Source organism: Dyadobacter sediminis, from assembly GCF_005860765.1.
GTDB lineage: Bacteria > Bacteroidota > Bacteroidia > Cytophagales > Spirosomataceae > Dyadobacter > Dyadobacter sediminis.
This window is the reverse complement of record NZ_VCEI01000011.1, coordinates 208,733-233,571: the sequence shown is the minus strand read 5'-3', so window position 1 is coordinate 233,571 and position 24,839 is coordinate 208,733. Positions and strand designations below refer to the sequence as shown.

Annotated in this window: 21 protein-coding genes; 16 read left to right on the top strand and 5 right to left on the bottom strand. The window is 44.9% G+C overall.

All coding sequences use genetic code 11. The annotated features are described in order from the left end of the window. Positions 1 to 54 precede the first annotated feature (54 nt). Entirely contained in the window at positions 55 to 1,314 is a 1,260-nt protein-coding gene (hemA, locus tag FEM55_RS01960) for a glutamyl-tRNA reductase (protein ID WP_138279633.1), read from the bottom strand. 274 nt (positions 1,315 to 1,588) lie between these two features. Between hemA and FEM55_RS01955 the strand changes: the two genes are divergently transcribed. Next, positions 1,589 to 2,866, top strand: a complete 1,278-nt coding sequence (locus FEM55_RS01955) for a sensor histidine kinase (protein ID WP_138279632.1) — start codon at positions 1,589 to 1,591, stop codon at positions 2,864 to 2,866. Between the two features lie 4 nt (positions 2,867 to 2,870). Here the strand turns inward: FEM55_RS01955 and FEM55_RS01950 are convergent, their stop codons facing one another. After that, positions 2,871 to 3,398 (bottom strand): hypothetical protein, encoded by a 528-nt coding sequence (locus FEM55_RS01950; protein WP_138279631.1) that lies wholly within the window; start codon positions 3,396 to 3,398, stop codon positions 2,871 to 2,873. A 123-nt stretch (positions 3,399 to 3,521) separates the two neighbouring features. Between FEM55_RS01950 and FEM55_RS01945 the strand changes: the two genes are divergently transcribed. The 5 genes from FEM55_RS01945 (at position 3,522) to gloA2 (ending at position 9,040) form a co-directional block, all read left to right on the top strand. After that, positions 3,522 to 4,577: an acyl transferase gene (locus FEM55_RS01945; protein WP_138279630.1), complete on the top strand. Its 1,056-nt coding sequence runs from the start codon at positions 3,522 to 3,524 to the stop codon at positions 4,575 to 4,577. Between the two features lie 238 nt (positions 4,578 to 4,815). Beyond that, positions 4,816 to 5,415, top strand: coding sequence for a gluconate 2-dehydrogenase subunit 3 family protein (locus FEM55_RS01940; protein WP_138279629.1), 600 nt, complete (start codon positions 4,816 to 4,818; stop codon positions 5,413 to 5,415). Positions 5,416 to 5,520: 105 nt separating this feature from the next. Beyond that, a complete protein-coding gene (locus FEM55_RS01935) occupies positions 5,521 to 7,239 on the top strand; it encodes a GMC family oxidoreductase (protein ID WP_138279628.1) in 1,719 nt (572 codons plus the stop codon). Between the two features lie 178 nt (positions 7,240 to 7,417). After that, positions 7,418 to 8,608 (top strand): acyltransferase family protein, encoded by a 1,191-nt coding sequence (locus tag FEM55_RS01930; RefSeq protein WP_374756465.1) that lies wholly within the window; start codon positions 7,418 to 7,420, stop codon positions 8,606 to 8,608. A gap of 42 nt (positions 8,609 to 8,650) precedes the next feature. Then, positions 8,651 to 9,040, top strand: a complete 390-nt coding sequence (gene gloA2 / locus FEM55_RS01925; RefSeq protein ID WP_138279627.1) for an SMU1112c/YaeR family gloxylase I-like metalloprotein — start codon at positions 8,651 to 8,653, stop codon at positions 9,038 to 9,040. A gap of 12 nt (positions 9,041 to 9,052) precedes the next feature. Here the strand turns inward: gloA2 and FEM55_RS01920 are convergent, their stop codons facing one another. Further along, positions 9,053 to 9,535: a hypothetical protein gene (locus FEM55_RS01920; protein WP_138279626.1), complete on the bottom strand. Its 483-nt coding sequence runs from the start codon at positions 9,533 to 9,535 to the stop codon at positions 9,053 to 9,055. 345 nt (positions 9,536 to 9,880) lie between these two features. On the opposite strand from FEM55_RS01920, the gene FEM55_RS01915 reads away from it, so the two are divergent. From FEM55_RS01915 to FEM55_RS01900, 4 genes are all read left to right on the top strand, one after another. Next, positions 9,881 to 12,172, top strand: a complete 2,292-nt coding sequence (locus FEM55_RS01915; protein ID WP_138279625.1) for a peptidylprolyl isomerase — start codon at positions 9,881 to 9,883, stop codon at positions 12,170 to 12,172. Positions 12,173 to 12,262: 90 nt separating this feature from the next. Next, positions 12,263 to 13,633 (top strand): peptidylprolyl isomerase, encoded by a 1,371-nt coding sequence (locus tag FEM55_RS01910; RefSeq protein ID WP_138279624.1) that lies wholly within the window; start codon positions 12,263 to 12,265, stop codon positions 13,631 to 13,633. 57 nt (positions 13,634 to 13,690) lie between these two features. Continuing rightward, complete coding sequence (locus FEM55_RS01905; protein WP_138279623.1) at positions 13,691 to 14,653, top strand: AAA family ATPase; 963 nt, start codon at positions 13,691 to 13,693, stop codon at positions 14,651 to 14,653. A gap of 207 nt (positions 14,654 to 14,860) precedes the next feature. Further along, positions 14,861 to 16,450, top strand: coding sequence for an aldehyde dehydrogenase (NADP(+)) (locus FEM55_RS01900; RefSeq protein WP_138279622.1), 1,590 nt, complete (start codon positions 14,861 to 14,863; stop codon positions 16,448 to 16,450). Position 16,451: 1 nt separating this feature from the next. Here the strand turns inward: FEM55_RS01900 and truA are convergent, their stop codons facing one another. After that, complete coding sequence (gene truA / locus FEM55_RS01895) at positions 16,452 to 17,201, bottom strand: tRNA pseudouridine(38-40) synthase TruA (RefSeq protein ID WP_138279621.1); 750 nt, start codon at positions 17,199 to 17,201, stop codon at positions 16,452 to 16,454. A 109-nt stretch (positions 17,202 to 17,310) separates the two neighbouring features. Between truA and FEM55_RS01890 the strand changes: the two genes are divergently transcribed. The 3 genes from FEM55_RS01890 to FEM55_RS01880 all read left to right on the top strand — a co-directional run bounded on the left by FEM55_RS01890 (position 17,311) and on the right by FEM55_RS01880 (position 20,253). Beyond that, positions 17,311 to 18,984: a glutamine--tRNA ligase/YqeY domain fusion protein gene (locus FEM55_RS01890; protein ID WP_138279620.1), complete on the top strand. Its 1,674-nt coding sequence runs from the start codon at positions 17,311 to 17,313 to the stop codon at positions 18,982 to 18,984. Between the two features lie 285 nt (positions 18,985 to 19,269). Further along, a complete protein-coding gene (locus tag FEM55_RS01885) occupies positions 19,270 to 19,617 on the top strand; it encodes a hypothetical protein (RefSeq protein WP_229209050.1) in 348 nt (115 codons plus the stop codon). Between the two features lie 111 nt (positions 19,618 to 19,728). Beyond that, positions 19,729 to 20,253 (top strand): ferritin, encoded by a 525-nt coding sequence (locus FEM55_RS01880; RefSeq protein WP_138279619.1) that lies wholly within the window; start codon positions 19,729 to 19,731, stop codon positions 20,251 to 20,253. A 92-nt stretch (positions 20,254 to 20,345) separates the two neighbouring features. Here the strand turns inward: FEM55_RS01880 and FEM55_RS01875 are convergent, their stop codons facing one another. Beyond that, positions 20,346 to 20,897 (bottom strand): GNAT family N-acetyltransferase, encoded by a 552-nt coding sequence (locus FEM55_RS01875; RefSeq protein WP_138279618.1) that lies wholly within the window; start codon positions 20,895 to 20,897, stop codon positions 20,346 to 20,348. 204 nt (positions 20,898 to 21,101) lie between these two features. Here FEM55_RS01875 and FEM55_RS01870 point away from each other — a divergent pair, with 204 nt between their 5' ends. The 3 genes from FEM55_RS01870 to namA all read left to right on the top strand — a co-directional run bounded on the left by FEM55_RS01870 (position 21,102) and on the right by namA (position 24,779). Then, positions 21,102 to 23,384, top strand: a complete 2,283-nt coding sequence (locus tag FEM55_RS01870) for an FUSC family protein (RefSeq protein ID WP_138279617.1) — start codon at positions 21,102 to 21,104, stop codon at positions 23,382 to 23,384. Further along, complete coding sequence (locus tag FEM55_RS01865; protein WP_138279616.1) at positions 23,381 to 23,587, top strand: YwbE family protein; 207 nt, start codon at positions 23,381 to 23,383, stop codon at positions 23,585 to 23,587. The genes FEM55_RS01870 and FEM55_RS01865 overlap by 4 nt, the downstream gene beginning before the upstream one ends. 115 nt (positions 23,588 to 23,702) lie before the next feature. Beyond that, positions 23,703 to 24,779 carry an NADPH dehydrogenase NamA gene (gene namA, locus FEM55_RS01860; RefSeq protein WP_138279615.1) on the top strand — a complete coding sequence of 359 codons (1,077 nt, stop codon included), beginning with the start codon at positions 23,703 to 23,705 and terminating at the stop codon, positions 24,777 to 24,779. The last annotated feature ends 60 nt before the right edge of the window (positions 24,780 to 24,839 follow it).

The following is a 24,839-nucleotide window of genomic DNA, read 5'->3' as shown; positions in this document are numbered from 1 at the left end:
AATCCCGGAATCTTTTTAGAATCCCGGGACAAGCCATAGTAATCAAATGTAATATCAGGAATTTTCTTTTTCCTTTTCGAGGTTAAACAGATCGTTCAACACATCTATTAAAGTTTCGGCCTCACCTCTTTTACAAGCTGCTTTCAACTGCAATACCGGTAATTTGAGTATTTTTTGCATCATGCTCGTCGTTATGCGGTCTACTTTTTCCATTTCGGACTCACTCAGGTTTTTAGTAAACCTTGTCAGTTCTTCCTTGCGGATCTGCTCCAAAGCACCTTTCAACTTCTGGATGGTTGGAGAAACGATCATTTCTCTTGACCAGTCATTGAATTCCAGCATGGCTTCATGGATGATTTCACGAACATGCGGAACAGCTTCCAGACGGCGGTGCAGGGCAGCATCTGCTTTGGAACGGACGGAATCAATTGTATAAAGCATGACACCCGGAATTTCTTCCACTTCCGGCGAAACGCTTCTAGGTACCGACAAATCAATGAAATACTTGAACGACATTCCACGTAAACGGACCATCATTTCCTTTGAAAAGAAAGGCTCGTCCCTTACGATGGAAGAAACAATAATATCGGCGCGGGAAATTTCTGCTTCAACATCCGAAAACTCCGCCACTCTGAAGCCCAACTCGGCACCAAGCTGTTCGGCTTTGCTTTTGGTCCGGTTTATGATGGAAACTTCCATTCCCTGCTTTTGTGCGAGGTTCCGGCACACGTCTGTTCCGACTTCACCCAAACCGACAATCAGAACTTTCGGGTTCGGCATAAGTCCTTCCAGCAATTCTACTGCCGCATACGAAACGGAAGCAGCGCCGTCACGGAAAAAAGTCTCCTGGGCAACGCGTTTGTTAGCAAAAAATATTGTGTGCAGAAGTCTGTGCAGGAACGGTCCGGCCATGTTGAGATCTGCAGACCACTGATAGGCATGCTTGATCTGGTTCGGTATCTGCATGTCACCGACAACCTGGGATTGAAGTCCGGTTGCAACCTGAAACAAATGCCTTACCGCGCTGTCCCCGTCGGAAAATTTCTCGAAATATTGGTTAAAAGTATCAATATCAGCAATTCCTTTTTCAATCAGGAGCAATTTGATGATATCATTATTCAGGTCAGCAGCAGAGGAGTAGTAAATTTCGGTCCGGTTACAGGTAGAAACCGCAAGAACGTCGGAGACATCAAAGAAATCTTTCAGACGTAGCATAATGCCCTTTGCCTCCGCCTCATTCAATGCAAGCTGTTCCCTAACGGCCAGAGGAGCATTCCGATGTGATAAACTTATTGATTTGAACTGATTATACATCACTATTTCTAATTCGATTTACAAAAATACGGCACAAAATTTACAATAGGAAAGTGATTGGAAAATGGTTGGTTTATTTAGAAATTTTATAAATAAATGGTTCAAAAACGGTGAATTTACGGGAACCGTCACAGATCAGAAAGCACTTTGATGTATTGAATAAAGGGGTGATTTCAACCAAACTTAAATCGGGCAGAACCCACTAAGCATGATAATTTTACGTTATTTGTACAACATAACATCAAATTCCGGCATATTGTGCCCGAACCTGTAAATGATTAGCAAAGCCCCCAAATTCAAGCCTCGTTTCCGGCTGCACCCGGTCGCTATATTAAACAGTCAGCGGTTACGCCGTTCACTGGCGGATACCTACGATCAGAAAAGCTTTTATAAATATGCGATCGGACTGATCCTGCTGCTGCTGAGTATCGGGTCATTGTATTACACCGACAAGCTGGTAGAAGAACTGGAACAGCGTGAGGAAAGAGAAGTCCAGCTGTACGCGGAAGGCTTGCGCTACGTTTTTAACAGTCCGTTTGATGAAAACTTCAATGTTGTTTATCAGGTTATTCAGGATGCCGTAAATTTTTACCAGATCCCGGCGATTTATGTGAATGAAAATAACCTTGCAAACCAGTATATCAACATCAGCTTTCCCAAAAAAATCAGTCCGCAGGAAAAAGAGCGCATCATACAGGAAAAGCTAGCGGATATGAAGCTGGAACATCCGCCGATTCCCGTAGAACTCGGAAAAAACAGGACCGGATATATTTATTACAGCAATTCTTTTTTGCTTACACAGCTAAGGTATTATCCTTTTCTGCAGCTTTCGGTCATGCTCTTTATCGGCTATCTGGCCTATCTGGCTTTCAGTTCGGAACGCAAGGCGGAACAAAACAGGGTTTGGGTCGGACTTGCCAAAGAAACCGCTCATCAGCTGGGAACGCCGCTGTCGTCCTTGATGGCCTGGGTGGAATATTTCCGCAGTGATCCGGCCATCGATCCGTCTATTGCAGAAGAAATTGAGAAAGATGTGATCCGGCTTGAAATGATCACGACGCGCTTTTCCAATATTGGTTCGGTGCCGACTCTGAAGGAAGAGCCGGTTTCTGAAATCGTGGCCAATTTTATAGATTACCTTGAAAAGCGGGTATCTTCCAAAGTAAAGTTCTCGGTATACAACCAGCTCGCCAAAGAGCAAACGGTGCTTTTAAACAAGAACCTCTTTGAATGGGTCATTGAAAATATCTGTAAAAATGCAGTAGATGCCATGGGCGGAATCGGCGAGATTCATGTAACGCTACAAGCCCCGCCGCTGATGAAGGAAGTCTGGATTGATATCCGGGATACGGGAAAAGGCATGAGCAAGGCCAATATGAACAAGATTTTCAATCCTGGTTTCAGCACGAAAAAAAGAGGCTGGGGACTTGGCCTTACACTTGCGAAGAGAATTATCGAAAATTATCATTTGGGAAAGCTTTACGTAAAAAGCTCCGAAATCGGCAAAGGAACAACATTCAGGATTTCCCTGCGTGCAACCATTATAGAATAAGCCACTATTCCACAATAGGAACCAGAATGCTGTCGGTTTCAATCTGGTTGCTGACATGCAAATCCCTGTCACGGATGCGGACCTTGAATTTCACATACCGCATGACGAAGCTGCCGAAATATGGGAAGTTGGCATTGAAATCCAGCTTTCCTTTAATCGGGCCCGGCTTGCCATCCGATTTTAACGGAGGCATCCATTTGTATTTATCACCTTCCAGAGATTGCTCCTGCCATGTTCCGTTTGCTCCTTTTAGATAGGTAATCAGCTCGTAATTCCCCCATTCTCCATACGGATCTGCAAAAGCAGGGTTAGCTATTTCCTCGGTAGTGGCGCCCAGGTCACCATTACCATCTTCAAAATCAATGGTTACCGTTACGTATTCACGTTCATTTTTACCTGTTTTTTCATTCACCGCTGTATACTGACTGATTCCGTTATAATAAATTTTCGGCGTATCGTCAAAATCAGGAATATCCACACAGCCCAATGCTGCTCCGGCCAAAACAACGAACAGGGAAAATTTCATTTTCATTTTACTGATATTTATATGTACAGCTTTTTATCTTAACGACTTCGAACAGTTTTTCATTACACTGTTCGCATTTGGAATTTCAGTCTTTTAACTTTGTACTTAATTTATACGAAAGTAACAGTATTGGAACTTCAAAACAACAATTCTCAGACCGAAATAAGGGAAGAACTCAGGAATCAGATTTTAAAACTTAAAGCTTCTGATTTCGAGCAGCTTGCCTTGAAAATATTCCGTTATCAGGCGAATTACAATCTTGTATACAATCAATATCTGCATTACCTGCATGTGAATCCCGATGCTATTCATAAGTTAACTGAAATCCCATTCCTGCCCATCCCATTTTTCAAGAACCATACGGTTCAGACCGGCATGCCGCCTGCTGCATCCGCAGTGTTTCACAGCAGCGGCACTACGGGCCAGCAAACAAGCAGCCACCATTTGTTTGACGCTCCGCTTTACAAAGACGTTTCCACACGCATTTTTCAGGAACATTATGGCGACCTGAAGCACTTTCACATTCTTGCATTGCTGCCGTCCTACCTTGAACGAAACAACTCTTCCCTGGTGTATATGATGCAACATTTTATTGAGTCGTCGCAATCGGAATATTCCGGTTTTTACCTCGATGATGTAAATGAAATGCTGAATAAACTAAGATTTCTGGCCGACAAACCCGATGGAAAAAACATCTTGCTGCTCGGGGTGACATTTGCGTTGTTGAACCTGGCGGAAAGCAACGAAGACCTGTCTTTCATGAAGCACATGAATAACCTTACGATCATGGATACAGGCGGAATGAAAGGCCGCAGGCAGGAACTGCTGCGCGAGGAAGTGCACGACCTACTTACCCGTTCGTTTTACACTGATCAGATCCATTCGGAATACGGCATGACCGAACTGCTTTCCCAAGGTTATTCGCATGGCTCCGGACTGTTTGTTCCGGGTTTTTCCATGCGTATTTTGCTGAGGGACATCAACGATCCTTTTGCCATTTCAGATCATCATTTCGGCAGTTCCAAAACCGGCGGGATCAATGTCATTGACCTTGCCAACCTGGATAGCTGTTCGTTTATAGAGACGCAGGATCTCGGCCGTTTCGGGAATGATCCGGGCACATTCTATGTCATGGGCCGTTTTGACAATTCGGATATACGCGGCTGCAATTTAATGGTACTATAAAACGTTTTTACATCATTTCAGAGGAATAATAAATAAACGTGACCTTCACATTAATGCAAATTTAATTTCTTTCCAGTTTGCTGAACGACAGGAAAATAGATCTGTAATTCATTATATAGAATCATTCTAACAGGATTAAAACAGAGAAATTTTCCTAAATTAGCCGGATTATTAAAAATTGCATTAATCGAATGTATTTTTACACTCAGGATTGTTAACCTATATTTAATTACATATAATGAAAAGACGCGAAGCCATCAGTCGTGTGGCGCTCTTAATGGGCGGAGCCCTCTCCGCTCCTACTATGCTTGCTTTTCTGGAAGGCTGTAAATCGGCAAATGAAACTTCAACCGGTATTTCGTTTCCCTTTTCACAGGACAGACAGGCCTTGGTTTCGGAAGTTGCCGAAATAATCATTCCAAAAACGGATACACCCGGTGCAAAAGACGCAAAAGTGGGCGAATTCATTGAAAAAATGCTGAAAGACTGCTATGCGGAAAAAGATCAGTCGAGCTTTAACGAGGGTATGAAAGAATTGGAAAAAAGGGATTTCATGAAAGCATCTCCTGCCGAACAGACTAAGATTCTTAAGGAAATGGAAACTGCCGCCCGAACGGAATCTGCAAAGGCAGGCGAAGAAAAGAAAAAGTATACGGAAGCAGGTAAGGAATATACAGATGCCGGCGTTCCGTTTTTCCAGCTGGTAAAAGAACTGACCCTTCTGGGATATTTTACCTCAGAAGCCGGTGCTACGCAGGCACTGGAATACGTGGCCGTTCCGGGCCGCTACGACGGATGCATCGACTTGAAACCGGGACAAAAAGCCTGGGCAATGTAATTGACGCATAAACGCAAAGAAATTCGGTGCAGCTGGTACAATGGCTGTCTGTGTGAATTTCGGGTACGTTTAGGCATAACTCCTTAAAATTGAAATATATTCAATATGAATTTAAATTTGAAAGCTGCAAAACAGGCAACTTATGATGCCATTGTTGTCGGCTCCGGAATAAGCGGCGGCTGGGCTGCCAAAGAATTGACAGAGAAAGGCCTTAAAGTAGTCATGCTGGAAAGAGGGCGCGATATCAAGCATATAACGGATTATAAAACCGCTACGCTTGCGCCATGGGAATTCGAACACCGGGGACGTGTCACCACCGTGGCAAAAGAGGAATACTGGGCCAATATCCGAACCGGTTATACTGCGAATGAGGAACACCGTTACCTTTTTGAAAATGACAAGGAAAACCCTTATGATGAAACCCGCAAGTTCGACTGGATCCGGGCCTATCATGTGGGTGGCCGTTCTCTTCTGTGGGGACGTCAGAGTTACCGCCTCAATCCGGCGGATTTTGAAGCAAATGCAAAAGACGGCATCGCCATCGACTGGCCGATCCGGTACAACGACATTGCTCCTTGGTACGATTACGTTGAAAAATTCGCAGGGATCAGCGGAGCAAGGGACGGCCTTGATGTGCTTCCCGACGGACAATATCTGCCGCCGATGCAGATGAACTGTGTGGAAAAACATGTTAAAGGTGAAGTGGAAAAGAAATTTGCCGGACGCCATGTCATTATGGGACGGGCTGCCCATTTGACCCAGCCCAAGGATTTCCATACCGAACTCGGACGTGCTGCGTGCCAGTTTCGTAACATGTGTATGCGCGGATGTCCGTATGGTGCTTATTTCAGCACGCAGTCGGCTACGCTTCCGGCAGCACAGAAAACCGGAAACCTGACGCTGATTCCGGATTCCATTGTCTCCGAAGTTATTTACGATGACAAAGCCGGTAAAGCTACTGGCGTTCGTGTTATCAATCAGAATACACTGGAAACCAAGGAGTACTACGCAAAAATCATATTCCTGAATGCATCTGCAATTGCAACGGCATCGCTGATGATGAATTCCACATCCAAACGTTTTCCTAACGGCCTCGGCAATGAAAGCGATCAGCTTGGACGTAACATTATGGATCATCACCTTGCCGTTGGTGCACGGGGCGATATAGAAGGGTACGAGGACAAGTACTATTTCGGAAGACGTGCCAATGGCATTTACATTCCGCGATACCGCAACTGGGGAACCGACAAACGCGATTACATCCGCGGATTCGGTTATCAGGGCGGAGCCAGCCGTGACAGCTGGTCCGGTGGAGCCGGCATAGAAGGCTTCGGTGCTGAATTCAAGAAGAAAATTTCCGAACCCGGCGCATGGAGCATGAACATTGGCGGATTCGGGGAAATGATTGCGGACGAGAAAAACCGTTTTACACTACACCCGACCAAAAAAGACAAATGGGGATTGCCGCTTGTAGTTTTTGATGCTGCTTACGGCGACAATGAAAAGAAAATGCGCGTGGACATGATGAACGACGCCGCCGAAATGCTGGAAGCGGCAGGTTTGAAAAATGTTACACCTTACAACGACGAGTCGAAGCATCCGGGGATCGGTATCCATGAAATGGGTACTGCACGTATGGGAAATGATGCAAAAACTTCAGTATTGAACAAACACAATCAGGTTTGGGGTGCTGAAAACGTGTACGTAACGGACGGTTCTTTCATGACTTCCGCTTCCTGCGTCAATCCGTCATTGACTTATATGGCCATGACCGCCCGCGCTGCTGACCATGCTGTAAAGGAACTAAAGAAAATGAATGTTTAACGATCCGGTGAAGCAGTTAAAGCCGTTTTGTGAACTTCTGAACATATTTTCAACAAACAAAAACCCCGCCGGGTAAATCCGGCGGGGTTTTTTCTTTATATCCATAATAACCCTTAATGGCTGTGCAAAACTGGTTCTATCCGCACGGCAGCATACTGTATTTAACCCTGCAACCATTTTGAAAGATTTCCTGTCGCCTGCGCCACAACGCATTACGTCCATCGATGCCTATCGTGGATTTGTCATGTTTTTAATGATGGCAGAAGTTTTACGGTTCAGTCAGGTCGCCGAATCATTTCCGGAAAGTTGGTTCTGGGCGTTCCTGGATTTTCAGCAAAGCCATGTTCCCTGGGTCGGATGTTCCCTTCATGATCTGATCCAGCCGTCATTTTCCTTTCTGGTCGGAGTTGCGCTGCCTTATTCCATGGCTGGCCGGGTAAGCCGGAATGAAAGCAATAGCGTTATGTGGCTGCAGACGTTGCGCCGTTCGCTCATTCTTGTTCTGCTGGGCATATTTCTGCGGTCCATGCATGCATCACAAACGAATTTTACCTTTGAAGACACGCTTACACAGATCGGACTGGGTTACCCGATTCTTTTTGCACTGGGCTTCAGTACACAGCGTATACAATGGAGCGCATTGGCCGTTATCCTGTTTTTATACGGACTGGCATTTGCACTGTATCCTTTGCCCGGCCCCTACTTCGACTGGTCGGAAACAGGTATTACGGCAGACTGGGAACATAACCTGAAAGGATTTGCAGCGCACTGGAACAATAATACCAACCTGGCCTGGGCATTTGACCGATGGTTTCTGAACCTTTTCCCGCGCGAGAAGCCGTTCCATTTCAATGGAGGCGGTTACAGCACATTAAGCTTCATTCCGACATTAGGAACTATGATTCTGGGACTTATTGCAGGAAAATGGCTGAAATCCGCGCCTTCTTCCCAATGGCTGATCAAACGGCTTGTCATTACTTCCGCCGTTCTTTTTGTTGTGTCCGTAGCGCTTAATCTTTCAGGTATCAATCCGATTGTTAAAAGAATCTGGACCCCTGCGTGGACGTTATTCAGCGGCGGATGGTGCTTTTTACTGCTTGCAGTTTTTTATTTTCTGGTGGATATCAAACAAAACAAATCCGTATTCTTTCCACTGATTGTCATTGGAACCAATTCGATAGCAGCCTATATTCTTGCCCATACGATTGACAGTTTTATTGATCAGTCTTTCCGGATTCACATCAGCCAGCATTATGACCTGATTTTCGGAGAAGGCCTGCGTTCACTGGTCAGCGGCGCCATCATTTTACTGATCGAATGGTGGATTTTATACTGGATGTACAAGAAAAAGTTATTTATCCGGATCTGACCGCAACGCTACGGAATTACAAAAAGCCACTTACTGAAACTTATGCAATTTTTAAAATCGGTTCATCATATTGCCATTATCTGCTCCGACTATAAAAAGTCGAAGCACTTTTACACCCAAATTCTGGGTTTTGAAATAGACCGGGAAGTATACCGCGAAGCACGGGATTCGTACAAGCTGGACTTGTCGCTGAACGGACAATATTGTATTGAATTGTTCTCTTTTCCAGAACCTCCGAAACGTACTTCACGGCCGGAGGCATGCGGATTGAGGCATATTGCTTTTCAGGTGGAAGATATTGAAGCTGCAATTACCTATTTCAAATTTAAAGGAATTATTTTGGAGGACGTCCGGATTGATGAGTTTACAGGAAAAAAATTCACCTTTTTTGCTGATCCGGACGATTTACCCATTGAACTGTATCAAATCTGATTCATGGCAGAACTACGCCGCGACCGTATAACTGATCATTTTCCGATTGCCTATTTCAAGTTTACGCAATGTTTCGTAAAACTCGGAAATTCGTGCAAGGTGTTCATCCAGCACTTTTCTGGCTTCTGAATCCTTGTCCATATAACCGCGTAATGATTTGTAGAGCTGTAACGTGGTCGCCTCGTTTTTTTTCAGGCATCTTGCTATATCTTCCTGATGTTCTGCCTCTTCAAGAATCCTGACAGCCTGCCGGGATGATCCGGAAATTTTTTCATCAAGTTCCTTATCATTTAGAAAACATTTGAAATAATCATAGATCCAGCCTATTTCACGCTGGAACAAAACGGCACTGACATGACCCTGGCTTAAAACCCTGCGGAACGATCCGTTAACATCTTTTCTGAGTGCTTCAAGGTAAAGGATTTCACGATTTTTCTGTTCATTCCACAATGCCTTGATCATCATAATCAATTCTTCTCCCTTAACATTTTCCATGATTCTGAAGGTTTTAAGCTTAATACGAGCTTCGCATTTCAGTATAAAAATTATGCCCCAAACTTGTATTATTGTCATATTTCACGAATTAAAATAGTATTTCCCCACTAAGTACAATTCCTGGATTGAAGATATACTTTGTAGCAGAACAGTCACACTATGTGGGGTACAAATACCATAGTAGTTTTACAAAAGTGGGGAATTTGGACTGGATACATACATACCTGCCTGTTTAATTTTTAACTGATGCGAAAGCGCCTAACTTTGCTGCCATACAATATATCGGAGCATTTTATGTTAAACTAGGTCAGCTCCGGAAGCTTTTTTGTTTTGAATTATACAGATATGTCTCAATACGCTTTAAATATTTCTTTGCTTGCCATACTTACAGTCAGTTCCTGCAAAACTTCTGCACCGCCACCGCCGGTAATTACAGAAACGCCAGCATTGATTGAGATCGGGAATCAGAAATTCTCACTGGAAGAATATCAGGAATCATATGACAAGAACAAATTTGCATCGGATTCTTCCCGTGAACTTACACCGCAGGAATACGCAGCACTATATACGGATCAGAAAATTAAAGTTTTACAGGCAATACAGGAAGGCAGAGACACCACGCTGGATTACCGCGAGGAAGTGAATTCCTATAGAGAACAGCTGGCCAAAAACCACCTTGTTGATAAGGAACTTGTTGAAAAACTGGTGAATGAGGCGTATAACCGGCTTAAACAGGAAGTAAGAGCTTCGCACATTCTGATTCCGGTTACAGAAGACGCTTCTCCGGAAGATACGCTGGAAGCATACCGTGCAGCCGTTACCTTGCGGGGAAGACTGGAAGAAGGTTCGGATTTCGGAGACATGGCGGCCAGGTTTTCCAAAGATCCTGCTGCGCCGAGAACCAAGGGAGACCTTGGCTATTTTACGGCCTTCCAGATCGTATACCCGCTGGAGACAGCTGCTTATAATGTACAGACGGGTAAAATCTCCCAGCCCGTACGCACAAAGGCCGGGTATCATATCATCAAGGTCACGGACAAGCGCACAAGCCGCGGCACGGTACAGGTTGCACACCTGATGGTGCAGCTGGATACCGCCGGAACACAGGCTCAGAAAGAATCCGCAAAAGCCCGTATCGATGAGGCCTATACGCAGCTTCAGAACGGTGCAGACTGGGATTTGGTGGTGGAAAATTACTCGGACGATCGGCAATCCAGAAGAAACGGCGGCTTGCTGCCGCTGTTCGGAACCGGCCAGATGGCTCCCGAAATTGAAGAGGCTGCGTTCGGACTCAATAAAGTCAATGCATATTCAAAGCCTGTCTTGACCATGTATGGCTGGCATATTCTCAGATTGATCGAGAAAAAGAACCTTGAGCCGCTGAGTGAAATGGCTCCAACACTGAGAAAAAAGGTTATCACGGATTCGCGCGGTAAAGTGCTTGAACTCGCCAATGTTAAAAGGTTGAAGGACAAGTATGCAGTGGAAGAATTTGCCGACCAATGGAATGCAGTTTCGGTTTTGGGCGACAGCACAATCCTGACCGGAAAATGGGATTACATCAGACCTGTTTCAACGGATTGGTCCCAAAGCATCATTTTCAGAATTGAACAGAATACGTATCATGCACTTTCATTTCTGGATTACGTAAAAAGAAAACAGCAGCCAAAGCCGAAAGATGCGTCGCCAGCTGTCGTATTCCGCCGTTATTATAACGAGTATCTTGCAGAAAGCCTTGTTGATTACGAGAAAGATCATCTGGAAGAATCCAATCCAGAATTCCGAAGCCTGATGACCGAAATCCGTGAAGGTGTGTTGCTTTCGCAGATAATGGAAGAAAATGTATGGCAGCGTTCCCTTTCCGATTCTGCTGGACAGGTAAATTATTATGAACGCTTTAAGGATAAATACAAGTTTCCGGAACGTGCTGTGGGTACCATCATTTCTGCAAAAGACACTCAGACTGTCAATTCAATACGAAGAACATTGGCCCAAAGTCCTTACAAGCTGGAAAGAAAGTCAAGGGAAATACTGTTTCCGGTGAATGGAACCGAGATCAGCAATGAACAGCTGGAAGCACTGACGGACGTTTATATTATCATGGAAAAAAATCCGGACTACATTGTGGAAATTGCCGGTTACCGGTCTGCGGAAGAAACCGAAATGGCCTCGGCGGCCAGAATCAGGAATGTAATCGGTTACCTTAATGGCAGAAATATTCCCATTCTGCGGATTATTGAAAAAGATTACGGCTCTTTTCGTCAAAGTGCCGAACCGGAGCGTAATAGAAGAGTGAGCTTTCAGTTCTACAGCCAGTCGCGGAAAGATGTGGAGAAAGTTTATAATTCGGAAACGCCGGATGCCGTTATGATTCGTGACGGGTATTTCACGCAGGACAATCCGCTTTTAAGTAAAATGAAATGGCAGGCCGGAGAACAAACTTTCAAGGACAACAATATGTTTTTCTGGGCTGATATCAAGAAAATAGAACCTGCGCGTCCAAAGACCTTTATGGAAGCAAGAGGAAGTGTAATCAATGATTATCAGAAAGAACTGGAAAAACAATGGGTTTCACGACTTCAGGAAAAATTTCCGGTAAAAGTCAATGCGGCAGAATTAGAAAAAATAAAGCGTTAAGTGTATTTTAGCCTTTCAAAACAAACAACTATCAACGTTCTTATAACCCGGATGCAAAATCCTGAACTTGAAGAGGAACAAAACAATTCTATGAAAATAAACAATTTTATGACGGCACAGCTGACAACAGTATTTCTACTGCTTTTCGGCTTGATCAGCTATGGACAGGGGCAGCAAGGTGTAAGCATTGACAAGATCATCGCACGCGTTGACAATCACTACATTCTGAACTCGGAGCTTGAAGATATGTATGCGCAGTACAAGGCCGAAGGCAGAACGGCTCCTGAAAAATGCCAGCTGCTTGAATCTTTGATTATCAATAAAATGCTTCTTGCAAAAGCGGAAATTGACTCGGTAATTGTGGAAGACAAGGAAGTAGACGGAGAACTGGATGCAAAGATGGGTTATATGATCCAGCGCTTTGGCTCGGAAAAAAACATTGTGGAGGCTTACGGCAAAAGCATTGACAACCTGAAAAGCGAACTCCGCCAGCAGGTAAAGGAACAGAAAGTCGTTGAAAAAATGCAGCGCACGATTTCGGGTAACGTAAAGATCACACCGAATGAAGTGCGTAAATTCTACAATTCAATTCCAAAAGACAGCCTTCCATATATTCCTTCCGAAGTGGAAATCGGGCATATTGTGAAACTGGGAACGGTAACGCGGGAACAAAAGGACAAACTCAGGCAGCAGCTTCTTGACCTGAAACAGCGTGCAGAAAAAGGCGAGGATTTTGCTACGCTGGCACAGATCTATTCCGAAGACCTGGGTTCCGCAAAGAACGGCGGTGACCTTAACTTTGCAAAACGCGGTGCGATGGTTCCGGAATTTGAAGGCGCCGCACTTGCTTTGAAACCGGGCGAAATGTCGGATATTGTAGAATCACAATTCGGTTTTCACCTGATCAAACTAATTGAAACCAGAGGCGCGGAATATCACGCAAGACATATTCTTCTACGTCCTGATTATAACAAAGGAACAGATATGACCGAGGCAATCCGTTCGCTGGACAGCCTCCGCAAGCTGATTTCTGTAGATACGCTGAAATTTGCGAAAGCTGCACTGGACAATTCAGAAGACAAGGAAACGGCGGAAGCAGGCGGCTTGATTCAGGACAGAAATACAGGACTTGCACGTCTTACGCTGGATGCTTCGATGGACCCGGCTTTGTATTTTGCCATTGACACCATGAAAGTGGGCGATCTGAGCCAGCCGGTATCTTACCGTACCGAAGACGGCAGAAGTGCGATGCGTATCATCTGGTACAAAAGCAAATCGGAACCGCATACGGCTAACCTGCATGATGATTATGAAAAACTGGCGCAGATCGTTCTAAGCAACAAGCGGAACAATGCGCTGGAAGAATGGTTTAAAAAGGCACAAGGCGATGTTTTTATCAGTATTGAGCCCGAATACCGGAATTGTAAAGTCCTCGGGCTCGCCCAGGCAGATGATATGTAGGAAGTACAACTGTCATTTAATGCGTTTGAAATATTCTTAAATCTAATCTGGCATATTGTGAAGTATTCATCGGACGTAGAAGCAGCAGAAGCTATGAAAATAGCTTACGAAAAAATCCGTAGTGAAATCGGGAATGTAATCATCGGGCAGGATGAGGTTGTTAAAAGATTGCTTACCGCTATATTCTGTCAGGGACATTGCCTGCTTGTAGGCGTTCCGGGACTTGCAAAAACACTTCTGATCCAAACCATTGCTTCTTCGCTGGATCTTGATTTTAACAGAATACAGTTTACACCCGATCTGATGCCGTCGGATATTCTCGGCTCTGAAACCTTGGATCAGAACCGTAACTTCAAATTCATCAAAGGGCCGGTATTTGCCAACATTATCCTGGCTGATGAAATCAACCGTACACCGCCAAAAACACAATCGGCACTGCTGGAAGCCATGCAGGAATATTCGGTGACCATTGCCGGTGTAAAACATTCCCTGCAGCGGCCTTTCTTTGTACTGGCTACGCAAAACCCGATTGAACAGGAAGGAACTTATCCGCTTCCGGAAGCACAGCTCGACCGTTTTATGTTTATGATTCAGCTGGATTATCCTTCCTATGCGGAAGAAGTGAGTATTGTCAAAAACACGACCAACGATAACCGCCATCAGGTTTCCAAAGTAATTACCGCAGAAGAGATAACCGATTTCCAGCACTTGGTGCGGCGCGTTCCGGTTACAGATCACGTCATTGAATATGCTGTAAAACTGGTGCATAAAACCCGTCCATCTGCCGGTCTGGCCATTAAAGATACAAGCGATTATCTGGACTGGGGCGCCGGACCGCGGGCGTCACAGGCGCTTATTCTGGCTGCCAAATGCAATGCGTTGCTTTCGGGCAAGTACTCACCGGATATTGAAGATGTAAAAGCGGTGGCATTGCCCGTACTCCGGCACAGAATTATTCGAAACTTCAAGGCAGAAGCGGAAGGCATTTCTGTGGATGATATTATTGGCCGTCTTGTGTAGCAGCAAATGAATGTTTGAAGTAGTTGATAAAACAATTTGGAATTAAACTTTAACCGGCTTTTGTTTACAAATCACATATTCAACTAACAGCTTGCAGCTAATTGCTAACAGCTACTTAAAGAACAGTATGAAAAGTTTGTACCGATTCACGGATCAGTACAAACTTTTATTTTTAAGACCATTTCATTTAATTAACAAAAAACAAAAATGGAAATACTTGGTAAAAATATAATCGGCTATACACTTTTTGCCGAAAACGAACATACCTTTCAGTCTTACGTCCCTGATTCAGGTTCCTATTTGCCGGAGACGTTTCATACGGCAACACAGCAGGAGGTCAGCCGCACGATGGAACTGGCGGAAAAAGCTTTTGCAGATTATGCTGCTTTGCCTGCTGCCAGACGTGCTGATTTTCTGGTTGCAATTACAGAGGAAATCATGAATCTCGGCGATGCGTTGCTGGAAAGGGCAAGCCTGGAAACCGGACTTCCGGTTGCGCGGCTTACAGGCGAAAGAGCGCGCACGATTACACAGCTTATGCAGTTCGCAGAACTTGTACGCGAAGGTTCCTGGGTAAATCCATCCATTGATACGGCCCTTCCCGACCGAAGTCCGCTTCCAAAGCCGGATCTCCGGAAAATGCTTGTTCCGATCGGGCCAGTTATCGTTTTTGGATCGAGTAATTTTCCTTATGCATATTCCATCGCCGGTGTAGACACCGGCCCGGCACTTGCAGCAGGAAATCCGGTGATTGTAAAAGCACATCCGGCGCATCCGGGCGTCAGTGACATGACAGCACAGGCCATCGTAAAAGCCGCACAAAGGACCGGAATGCCCGACGGCGTTTTTTCCATGCTTTATGACGACGGCTATGAAGTAGGAACGGCATTGGTCAAACACCCGGCAAGCAAGGCAGTGGGATTTACAGGCTCATTTACAGGCGGCATGGCGCTTTACAGGCTCGCACAGGAACGGGAAGAACCCATTCCGGTCTATGCTGAAATGGGCAGTGTAAACCCGATCGTTATCCTGCCCGATTATTTGAAACAAAATGCACTGCAGCTTGGCAAAACGGTCGCATCTTCGGTTACGTTGGGAGCCGGACAGTTTTGTACCAATCCGGGACTTGTATTTATAACGAATTCGGAAGGTTCGCAGGAATTTACAGCATCTTACAAAACTGAAATTGAAAAAACCGCTTCGGCCACGATGCTGACGGCCGGGATCTGCAAAAGTTATTACAGCCGCCGATCACACTTGTTTGAACAGGAAAATGTTAAGCAACTTGCACTTTCCGATCTGTATTCGGAAGGAGAAAATCAGGCGCAGGCTTCTGTGGCGCAGGTTGCGGGAAAGGCTTTTATTGCCAATCCGAAGTTGCACGAAGAAATATTCGGACCATTTTCACTGCTTATTGTATGCGAAAATACGGAGGAATTACTCGAAGCGGTTTCGCATCTGAAAGGCCAGCTGACAACGACACTGATGGCAGAAACGGATGAAGCGGCCTCCTACCCAGCTATTTTGCGAAAACTGGCGGCTATTTCCGGCAGATTTATCATGAACGGCGTTCCTACCGGTGTGGAAGTTTGTGCTTCCATGCACCACGGCGGACCGTTTCCTGCCACTGCGGATGCCAAATTTACATCCGTCGGAACAGATTCCATTTTACGGTTTGTGCGTCCGCAATCCTTTCAAAACTGGCCGGACGCACTGTTGCCCGACGAACTTAAAAACAGCAATCCACTGGGAATTTCAAGACGGGTTGACAACCAAATGACCAAAGACGCCATTTGAATTAGGAAAAGATAAGCGTTTCGGGATAACCGACTTTTACCAGAAAAAGCCCTTCGGCCGGAGCCTGTGCACCGGCCGTTTTTCTGTTCCTGGATAAAATCACCTTCTCAAAATCCGCAACTGTTTTCTTTCCTTTTCCTACTTCCAGCATCGTACCGACCAGCGCTCGGACCATGCCCCGGAGAAAGCGATTGGCCTGTACATGGAAAACCAGCATTTCTCCGGCATCGATCCATTCGGCCTGCGTGATGGTGCACAGAAAGTTGTTTACGCTTGTATGCACCTTGCTGAAACTTTCAAAATTTCTGTGGATAAGTAGCAAACTTGCGGCTTCGTTCATGGCGGCAACGTCCAGTTCCGCTTTCAGAAAAAATACCTGATCGATCAGAAACGGGTTTTTCTTCCGGCTGATCCGGTATTCATATTTCCGGAATGTCGCTGCAAATCTGGAATTCACTTCATCCGGAACAATCATGATTTTACGTATTGCCAAGTCTCTCGGAATAATGCCGTTAAGCTTGTAAACCAGTTCATCCGGATCTTCCAGCGGATTAATCAAATCAAAATGCGCAAATTGTTGTTCTGCATGTACGCCTGTATCCGTGCGGCTGCTTCCGGTAAGTTCAACGGCTGTTCTCAAAATTTTAGCCAGCGCCTCTTCCAGAACCTGCTGTATGCCGAGGGCATTTTTCTGTTTTTGCCAGCCATTGTAGGCCGTTCCTTTATAACTGAATTCAATAAAATAACGCATGCTCCAAAAATAAGGTAAACGGCACAGATTTGCGATTTAAAAGGCTTGATTGCTGTAATTGTTGCGAAGAAGGTTAACTTTGAAAATCGAATAATATTTCCAGTATCGTATGTTTGCGGAAGACAAAAAAGAAGAAAAAAGCCTCAATTTTATTGAAGAAATCATTGAAGCCGACTTGCAATCGGGGAAATATACCCAGATTATAACCCGTTTCCCGCCGGAACCGAACGGTTATCTGCATATCGGCCATGCTTCCAGTATTTGCCTTAATTTCGGCCTTACAAAAAAATTTCCGGGGTATACCAATTTAAGATTTGATGATACCAATCCGGTTACGGAAGATACAGAATACGTGGAAAGTATCAAGAACGATATCCGCTGGATGGGCTTTGAATGGAAACATGAACTCTACGCCTCGGATTATTTTGATACGTTGTACGGATATGCTGTAAAGCTGATTTCCAAAGGATTGGCTTATGTAGACGATTCGACGTCAGAAGAAATAGCCGCTCAGAAAGGAACTCCGACCGAGCCCGGAACCGACAGTCCGTTCCGTAGCCGTTCGGCGGATGAAAACCTGGAACTTTTTGAGCAGATGAAGAACGGCGCCTTTCCGGACGGAAGCCGGACGCTTCGTGCCAAAATAGACATGCAGCATATCAATATGCTGATGCGCGATCCGATTTTGTACCGGATCAAACATGCGCATCATCACCGTACCGGAAATAAATGGTGCATTTATCCCATGTATGATTTCGCACACGGACAAAGCGATAGCATTGAAACCGTAACGCATTCGATCTGTACACTGGAATTTGTACCGCACCGTGAGCTTTATGACTGGATTATTGAAAAACTGGAAATATATCCTTCGCATCAGTACGAATTTGCACGCCGCAATTTGAATTACACCGTTACAAGTAAAAGAAAGTTGCTTCAGCTTGTTCAGGAAGGGCATGTGCATGGCTGGGACGATCCGAGAATGCCAACCATAAGCGGCCTGAGAAGAAGAGGTTATACACCGGAAAGCATCCGGGATTTCTGTGACCGTATCGGCGTTGCCCGTCGTGAAAATATGATTGACGTTGGCTTGCTGGAATTCTGCGTACGGGAAGACCTGAATAAAAAGGCACTCAGAAGAATGGCTGTGCTGGACCCGCTGAAAGTCGTTATCACGAACTTCCCGGAAGGCGTTACCGAAATGTGCCAGCTTGAAAACAATCCCGAAGACGATGCCGCCGGCATGCGTGAGGTTCCGTTTACACGTGAGGTTTATATTGAGAAAGAAGACTTTATGGAAACGCCTTCCAAGAAATACTTCCGGCTTGCTCCCGGCAAAATAGTCAGGTTGAAAGGTGCCTACATTGTTCAGTGTGAGGATTTTGTAAAGAATGAAAACGGCGAAGTAACCGAAGTCCGCTGTACTTATATTGAAAACAGCAAAAGCGGGCATGATACAACGGGAATCAATGTAAAAGGGACTTTGCACTGGGTGTCGGTTGCAGATGCAGTTCCGGTTGAAGTACGGCTTTATGACCGCCTGTTTGTCGTGGAAGATGTTGCTTCTGAAGAAGGTGACTTTAAGGATTACATCAATCCGGATTCACTGCACGTCATTACCGGCTATGCCGAACCAGCCCTGGCAGATGCCAAGCCCGGCGATTCATTCCAGTTTCTGCGTAAAGGATATTTTGCCGCCGACACGGAAAGTACGAACGAAAAACCCGTATTCAACCGAACCGTTACCTTGCGCGACAACTGGGCCAAAGCAGCGGTTAGCTGATTTTCCGGAGGAGGAAGAGAAAAGGAGTAAGGAAAAAAGGGTAAGAGGGAGGAAGGAGAAAAAGGAGAATGGAGGAAAGGAAGGGATTCGGAATTTACAATAATCGTAACTTCCGACTCCCTTTTCTTTTTTTCCCATTCACTTCCCTCCTCCTTACTTCCTTCCTCCTTTCTTCCCTTCTGCTCAGCCTAGGATTTAATTAGATTGCTTTTAAATAAACTTGTTTGGAAAAGTGTTTGCAGTTATCTTTGTGCAACAATTTCCACGATTCAACCGCATTGTTCAGTGAATACCCTAAACGAGTTGTTCAGTACTGCCAAAGGTCACAGCTTGCAATGTGATTTAACATCAAAAGTTATTCTTCATTTTGGTGAAATACAAGCTTCTTTCCGGATACAGGATTTTCTGAATTTCCGCAGGCTGATTAATGCCATTGATATTCACAGCAGAATTTTTGATCTTTCGGATGAGTCTGATTATGAATTTGTTGAAGCGCCGAAGCTGAATATTTATCACAAGCTGACCTTGTGTGAGCTTATTCAGCTGAGAGAACTTGTAAACGGCACTTTCTTTGCAATTGAACTCAATTCCATGCTGCACCAGATTTTGTACAAAGATTCAGAATTAGTCTAAATAGCTCATTCAGATCATATTAGACCAATTCCAAATTTCGCCTTCGCCTTGTATTGATGAACTTTCGTATGATATTTGCAATTAGTTAGATATAATAAAAAGCAAGTAACCATGAAAGACTTATTGAGACAAAGAACTTCCCTGAAAGAGGAAATAGAAATATTATTGAATAACCAGGTTAAAATGGAAGCCGAAGCTTCGGCCAAATACCTTGCAATGGCTTCCTGGTGCGATCGCAACGGTTTCAAAAACAGTGCGGCCTATTTTCTGAAACAATCAGACGAAGAGCGCACGCATATGCTGAAAATCTTCAATTACATCATGACAGTTGGCGGAACTGCCGTTTCACCGGAAATTACTGCGGTAAGGCAGGAATTCACGTCTTTCAGAAGTGTTTTCGAAGCAGCATTGCAAAGCGAGATCGCCGTCACGCAGTCCATTAACCGGATTGTTACCCAAAGTCGCAGAGAAGAAGATTATGCAACCGAATCATTCCTGCAATGGTTTGTAAACGAGCAGATCGAAGAAGAGGACAATGCACGCCGTGCCATCGAGCTTTTTGATGTCATTGGTGAAGAAGGTACAGGCCAGTACTTTATTGACAAAGCCATCCTGAAAATCGGTTCGGATAACTAGAATATAAAAGAGAAACAAGATACAAAGGACTGCGTAACTGCAGTCCTTTTTTATTTTCGATCAAACCAGTTTAAGGATTTGATGGCTGACCGTTACTTTCTCAATAGTGAATATACTTCTGTATCCAGATACTTCCGGTTCTCATAATAGCTTTCCCTGAAATAACCTTCTTTTATGAAATTCTGTTTCAACAGGATTTTTCTTGAAAGTTCATTATCCGGATTTATTCTTGCTTCAATACTGTGCAGATACATTACTTGGAAACCATAATCCAGCACTTTGACAATGGCTTCGCTCATCAATCCTTTGTTCCAGTGATGCGGATGCAGCATATAGCCGATTTCAGCCCGGTGATTGAAAATATCCAGCTTATGAAAACCGATGGAACCAATCAAATCCGACGAAGACTTCAATGAAATTCCCCAGGTTATACCAATACATTCTCTCAGGTTGCGGTTGTATAAGTCAATGATTTCTCGTGCTTCCGCAACGGAACCCAGCAGCGGCTTGCCGATATATTTCATGGCTTCCGTGTTGCTGCGAAGCAAATACATTCCTTCCGCATGTGCTGTTGCAGACAAGGCATGCAGCCGCATACGGCTGGTTTCGAGAACCGGAAACGGATTAAAATTCAGAATCAACATATCAGAACATACATCAACTTTGGAAAATGCCTTATTAAAACAAAATACATTGCCTGAACAATCTCCGCAAATTTTCAGGAATTACAAAACACCGCGCACTTTCCGGTTTGCAGCACGTTTTGAACCGGTTATAAATTGGTATGGCTTTTGCAGCTTGTGAAATTAAAATAGTAGTATTGCACCAGCTACTGTCGGTTTGTTTTCATGAATTACCTCGACGAATTTAAGAAGTTCATTTCCAGTCATTACCTTTCCACGGGCGTCAGATTAACGCTGGGCGCAGTTATTCCCAGTCTGATTTTTCAGCATTACGGAATTTTGAGCGACATGATCGCATTTCCGCTCGGAACGTTACTGATTGGCGGAACGGATAACCCCGGTCCTTATCACCGGCGCCGCAATTCACTGCTCATTGCGATTCTGACTTGCTTTGCCGTAGCACTCACCACCGGACTGTTAAGGCATATTCATTTTATCATTTTTGCCGAAATCATCCTTTTCGGCATGTTTTTCTCGCTTGTGGGCGTATATGGCAACCGGGTCAACAGCATTGGTCTTATTGCGCTGCTTGTGTTTGTTTTCAATATCGACGATCATCTCAGCGGCGACATGGTGCTGAAAACGGCACTGATTTTCTCGGCTGGCGGAATCTGGTATTTCATCCTGTTTATGGTTCTTCAGACGCTGATGCCGTACAAACTAATCCAGCAGTTGCTGGGCGAAAATTTTGTGGAACTCGGTAAGCTGCTTTCCATTAAAGCGGATTATTATCTGGCCAAACCGGATTATGATGAACTGTTCAGCCGCATGATCCATCAGCAGGTTATACTCCGTGAAAATCATGAGAACCTGCGCGAAATTCTTTTTAAAACACGGGAAATCGTAACCGAATCGACCAACAAAAGCAGAGTCCTGATGCTGATGTTCCTCGATAGCATTGATCTGTTTGAAAGGATTCTGAATTCCCAGCAAAACTATATCAACCTGCACCGGGCATTTGATCATTCCAAAATACTAAGGCTGTTCGGAACGTACATACAATGGCTATCGGCAGAGATACAGCAGATTGGCATTGCCGTGCAAAGTGGTTTTCCCTCGCATCCCAAACATGATCTGGATGAAGCATTCAACAAATGCCAGCAGGCTTTTCAACGTATGCGCCAGGATACCATGACGCATGATAATCTGGAAGACTTCATGATGCTGCGCCAGATTCTGAACAGTCTGCAGGACGTAACCGAACGCATCAAAAAGCTGCACCGCGCCACCACTTACGATACCGAAGTAAGCCAGGGTTACAGCCTGAATGTGGCAACCGAAAACTTTATACCAAAACAGGAATATCATCCGCGTATCCTGCTCGATAATCTGTCGCTGAAATCCAGCCACTTTCGTCATGCCGTACGTATTACGCTCGGTTTGCTGGTCGGTTACACGGTTTCGCTGTTTTTTGAGCTTGGGCATGGATACTGGATACTTTTAACGATTGTCGTCATTCTGAAACCTGCATTCAGTATTACCAAACAGCGTAATCTGCACCGGATCGGGGGAACAATGGCAGGCGTCATTTCGGGTTTTCTGTTTTTATACCTGATTCATGACGGTACCGCACTGTTCATGATTATGATGTTTGCGATGATTATGGCTTACAGTTTCCTGAAGATCAATTATTTCATTGCTTCCACGTGCATTACACTTTATGTAATTATTTCTTTCAACTTCCTGAATCCCCAGCATATAACGCCGCTGCTGAAAGAACGAGTCCTGGATACGATCATTGGATCCGTTATCGCCTATCTGATTTCATCTTATGTACTGCCGGTCTGGGAACATTCGCAGATTAATCAGTACATCCGAACAGCTCTGAATGCCAATCGCAGGTATTTCGACATCGTTGCCGCCAAGTTTACAGGAAAACAACTGGACATCAATGAATTTAAACTGCTCCGCAAAGATGCCATCATTGCGATGGCCAATTTGTCGGACAATTTTCAGAAAATGCTGTCGGAACCCAAGCGTCGGCAGTTGCATATGGAAGAGTATCATCAGTTTGTTGCAACAAGCTATATGCTGACTTCCTACATTGCCTCTTTGTCCACTTACGCTCAGACGCTGGAATATGGCGAGTTTAAGGCTGAATTTGAAATGATGATCCAGCAGATTGACCGACAACTTCAGACTGCAATCGATTTGCTGGACGGCCATGTTCCGGGCCATATCGAAATTGCGCGTGAGTCTTTGCCGCAAAACCAGAAACTGATCGAGCTGCTTGCCATGCGTAAAAAGGAAATCAAGGAAATGGGTATCCAGAAAGCAGATCAGTCGCCGGCACGGAAAATGCTGTCCGACCTGAAAACCATCAACGGCTTGTTTGAACTCATCAGCACGATTACGATTGATGAAATCAAAATTCTGCAGAAAATCAGTTCGGCAAAGGCAAAACCCGTCACAAACATTGATTTGGAAAATCAGGAAAAAGCAATATGACAGCATTAACAGGTACAGAACGTAAAAATATTTCCGTGGGTGCAGCGGTTTCCATTGTATTGAAACAGGATCAGCGCAGCGGAAAACTGACGCATGGCATTGTGAAAGACATTCTGACGAAGTCCGCGGTGCATACGCACGGCATTAAAGTAAGGCTGGAAACAGGTGAAGTCGGACGGGTCAAGCATATTGAGACGGATTAAAGCCGATTGTTTCATTGCAGTCCCTCCAATTGACCAACCTGCGGAATTGTTTGAGGAATCAGTTCGTTATGTTGAACAACAATGAAATTTTCAGTAACAATAATTTTCAATTTTCATGTCTTCGCAATTATTCACGCCTCTTACTATTAAAAATATAAGTTTCAAAAACCGCATTGTCGTATCGCCGATGTGTCAGTACTCATCCGTCGACGGCTTTGCCAATGACTGGCATCTGGTGCATCTCGGCAGCCGGGCGGTTGGCGGTGCCGCTCTGCTCATTGCCGAGGCAACGGCCGTTTCTCCCGAAGGCAGGATTTCGCCGGAGGATCTCGGTATCTGGAAAGATGAGCATATAGAAAAACTGAAACAGATCACGGACTTTATTGCTGCGCAGGGTTCCGTAGCCGGGATTCAGCTCGGACATGCAGGTCGTAAGGCAAGTACTTTTCCGGCCTGGAAAGGCCGCGGGCAGGTTCCGGCAGATCAGGGTGGTTGGAAAACGGTCGGCGCTTCCGCGATTCCGTTTCATGAGACTGAAAATGCTCCGGAGGAACTGGGTATCGAGGGAATCCGGAAAGTAATCGGAGATTTTGCCGCTGCTGCCGGAAGATCATTGAAAGCGGGTTTTAAGGTGATTGAAATACATGCCGCGCACGGTTATCTGATCCATCAGTTCTTATCGCCGCTCAGCAATATACGCAGTGATGAGTACGGCGGCAGCTTTGAAAACCGCATCCGCATCCTGCTTGAAGTTATCGAATCCGTTCAGCAGGTTTGGCCGGCAGATTTCCCTCTTTTTGTACGCATATCCGCTACGGACTGGGCTGAAAATGGCTGGAATGAAAATGAGTCCGTTGAACTTGCTAAAATCTTGAAAAACACGGGTGTTGACCTAATTGATGTATCTACCGGCGGGCTGGTTCCTTCTGTAAAAATTCCGGTCGGGCCCTCCTATCAGGTTCCTTTTTCTGCCAAAATCAAAAAAGAAGCGGAAATGATGACCGGGGCTGTAGGCATGATTACCGAAACACAGCAGGCTGAAGATATCCTGCAGCATCATGAAGCGGATCTGATCGTAATGGCGCGTGAATTCCTTCGTGATCCGTATTTCCCGCTTCATGCAGCGCATCAGCTCGGCGAGGATATCGTATGGCCAGTTCAGTACGACCGTGCCAAACCGGCTTTGAAATAGTTTCCCTTATAAAATATAGTCAGTCTATTTTCTTCTATTATTGATCTGCTGGTTTATCTG

Bases quoted from the DNA above. Each gene is read 5' to 3' on its own strand.
- hemA (WP_138279633.1), bottom strand. From the start codon at position 1,314: ATGTATAATCAGTTCAAATCAATAAGTTTATCACATCGGAATGCTCCT.
- FEM55_RS01955 (WP_138279632.1), top strand. From the start codon at position 1,589: ATGATTAGCAAAGCCCCCAAATTCAAGCCTCGTTTCCGGCTGCACCCG.
- FEM55_RS01950 (WP_138279631.1), bottom strand. From the start codon at position 3,398: ATGAAAATGAAATTTTCCCTGTTCGTTGTTTTGGCCGGAGCAGCATTG.
- FEM55_RS01940 (WP_138279629.1), top strand. From the start codon at position 4,816: ATGAAAAGACGCGAAGCCATCAGTCGTGTGGCGCTCTTAATGGGCGGA.
- FEM55_RS01935 (WP_138279628.1), top strand. From the start codon at position 5,521: ATGAATTTAAATTTGAAAGCTGCAAAACAGGCAACTTATGATGCCATT.
- gloA2 (WP_138279627.1), top strand. From the start codon at position 8,651: ATGCAATTTTTAAAATCGGTTCATCATATTGCCATTATCTGCTCCGAC.
- FEM55_RS01920 (WP_138279626.1), bottom strand. From the start codon at position 9,535: ATGGAAAATGTTAAGGGAGAAGAATTGATTATGATGATCAAGGCATTG.
- FEM55_RS01915 (WP_138279625.1), top strand. From the start codon at position 9,881: ATGTCTCAATACGCTTTAAATATTTCTTTGCTTGCCATACTTACAGTC.
- FEM55_RS01910 (WP_138279624.1), top strand. From the start codon at position 12,263: ATGAAAATAAACAATTTTATGACGGCACAGCTGACAACAGTATTTCTA.
- FEM55_RS01900 (WP_138279622.1), top strand. From the start codon at position 14,861: ATGGAAATACTTGGTAAAAATATAATCGGCTATACACTTTTTGCCGAA.
- truA (WP_138279621.1), bottom strand. From the start codon at position 17,201: ATGCGTTATTTTATTGAATTCAGTTATAAAGGAACGGCCTACAATGGC.
- FEM55_RS01890 (WP_138279620.1), top strand. From the start codon at position 17,311: ATGTTTGCGGAAGACAAAAAAGAAGAAAAAAGCCTCAATTTTATTGAA.
- FEM55_RS01880 (WP_138279619.1), top strand. From the start codon at position 19,729: ATGAAAGACTTATTGAGACAAAGAACTTCCCTGAAAGAGGAAATAGAA.
- FEM55_RS01875 (WP_138279618.1), bottom strand. From the start codon at position 20,897: ATGTTGATTCTGAATTTTAATCCGTTTCCGGTTCTCGAAACCAGCCGT.
- FEM55_RS01870 (WP_138279617.1), top strand. From the start codon at position 21,102: ATGAATTACCTCGACGAATTTAAGAAGTTCATTTCCAGTCATTACCTT.
- FEM55_RS01865 (WP_138279616.1), top strand. From the start codon at position 23,381: ATGACAGCATTAACAGGTACAGAACGTAAAAATATTTCCGTGGGTGCA.
- namA (WP_138279615.1), top strand. From the start codon at position 23,703: ATGTCTTCGCAATTATTCACGCCTCTTACTATTAAAAATATAAGTTTC.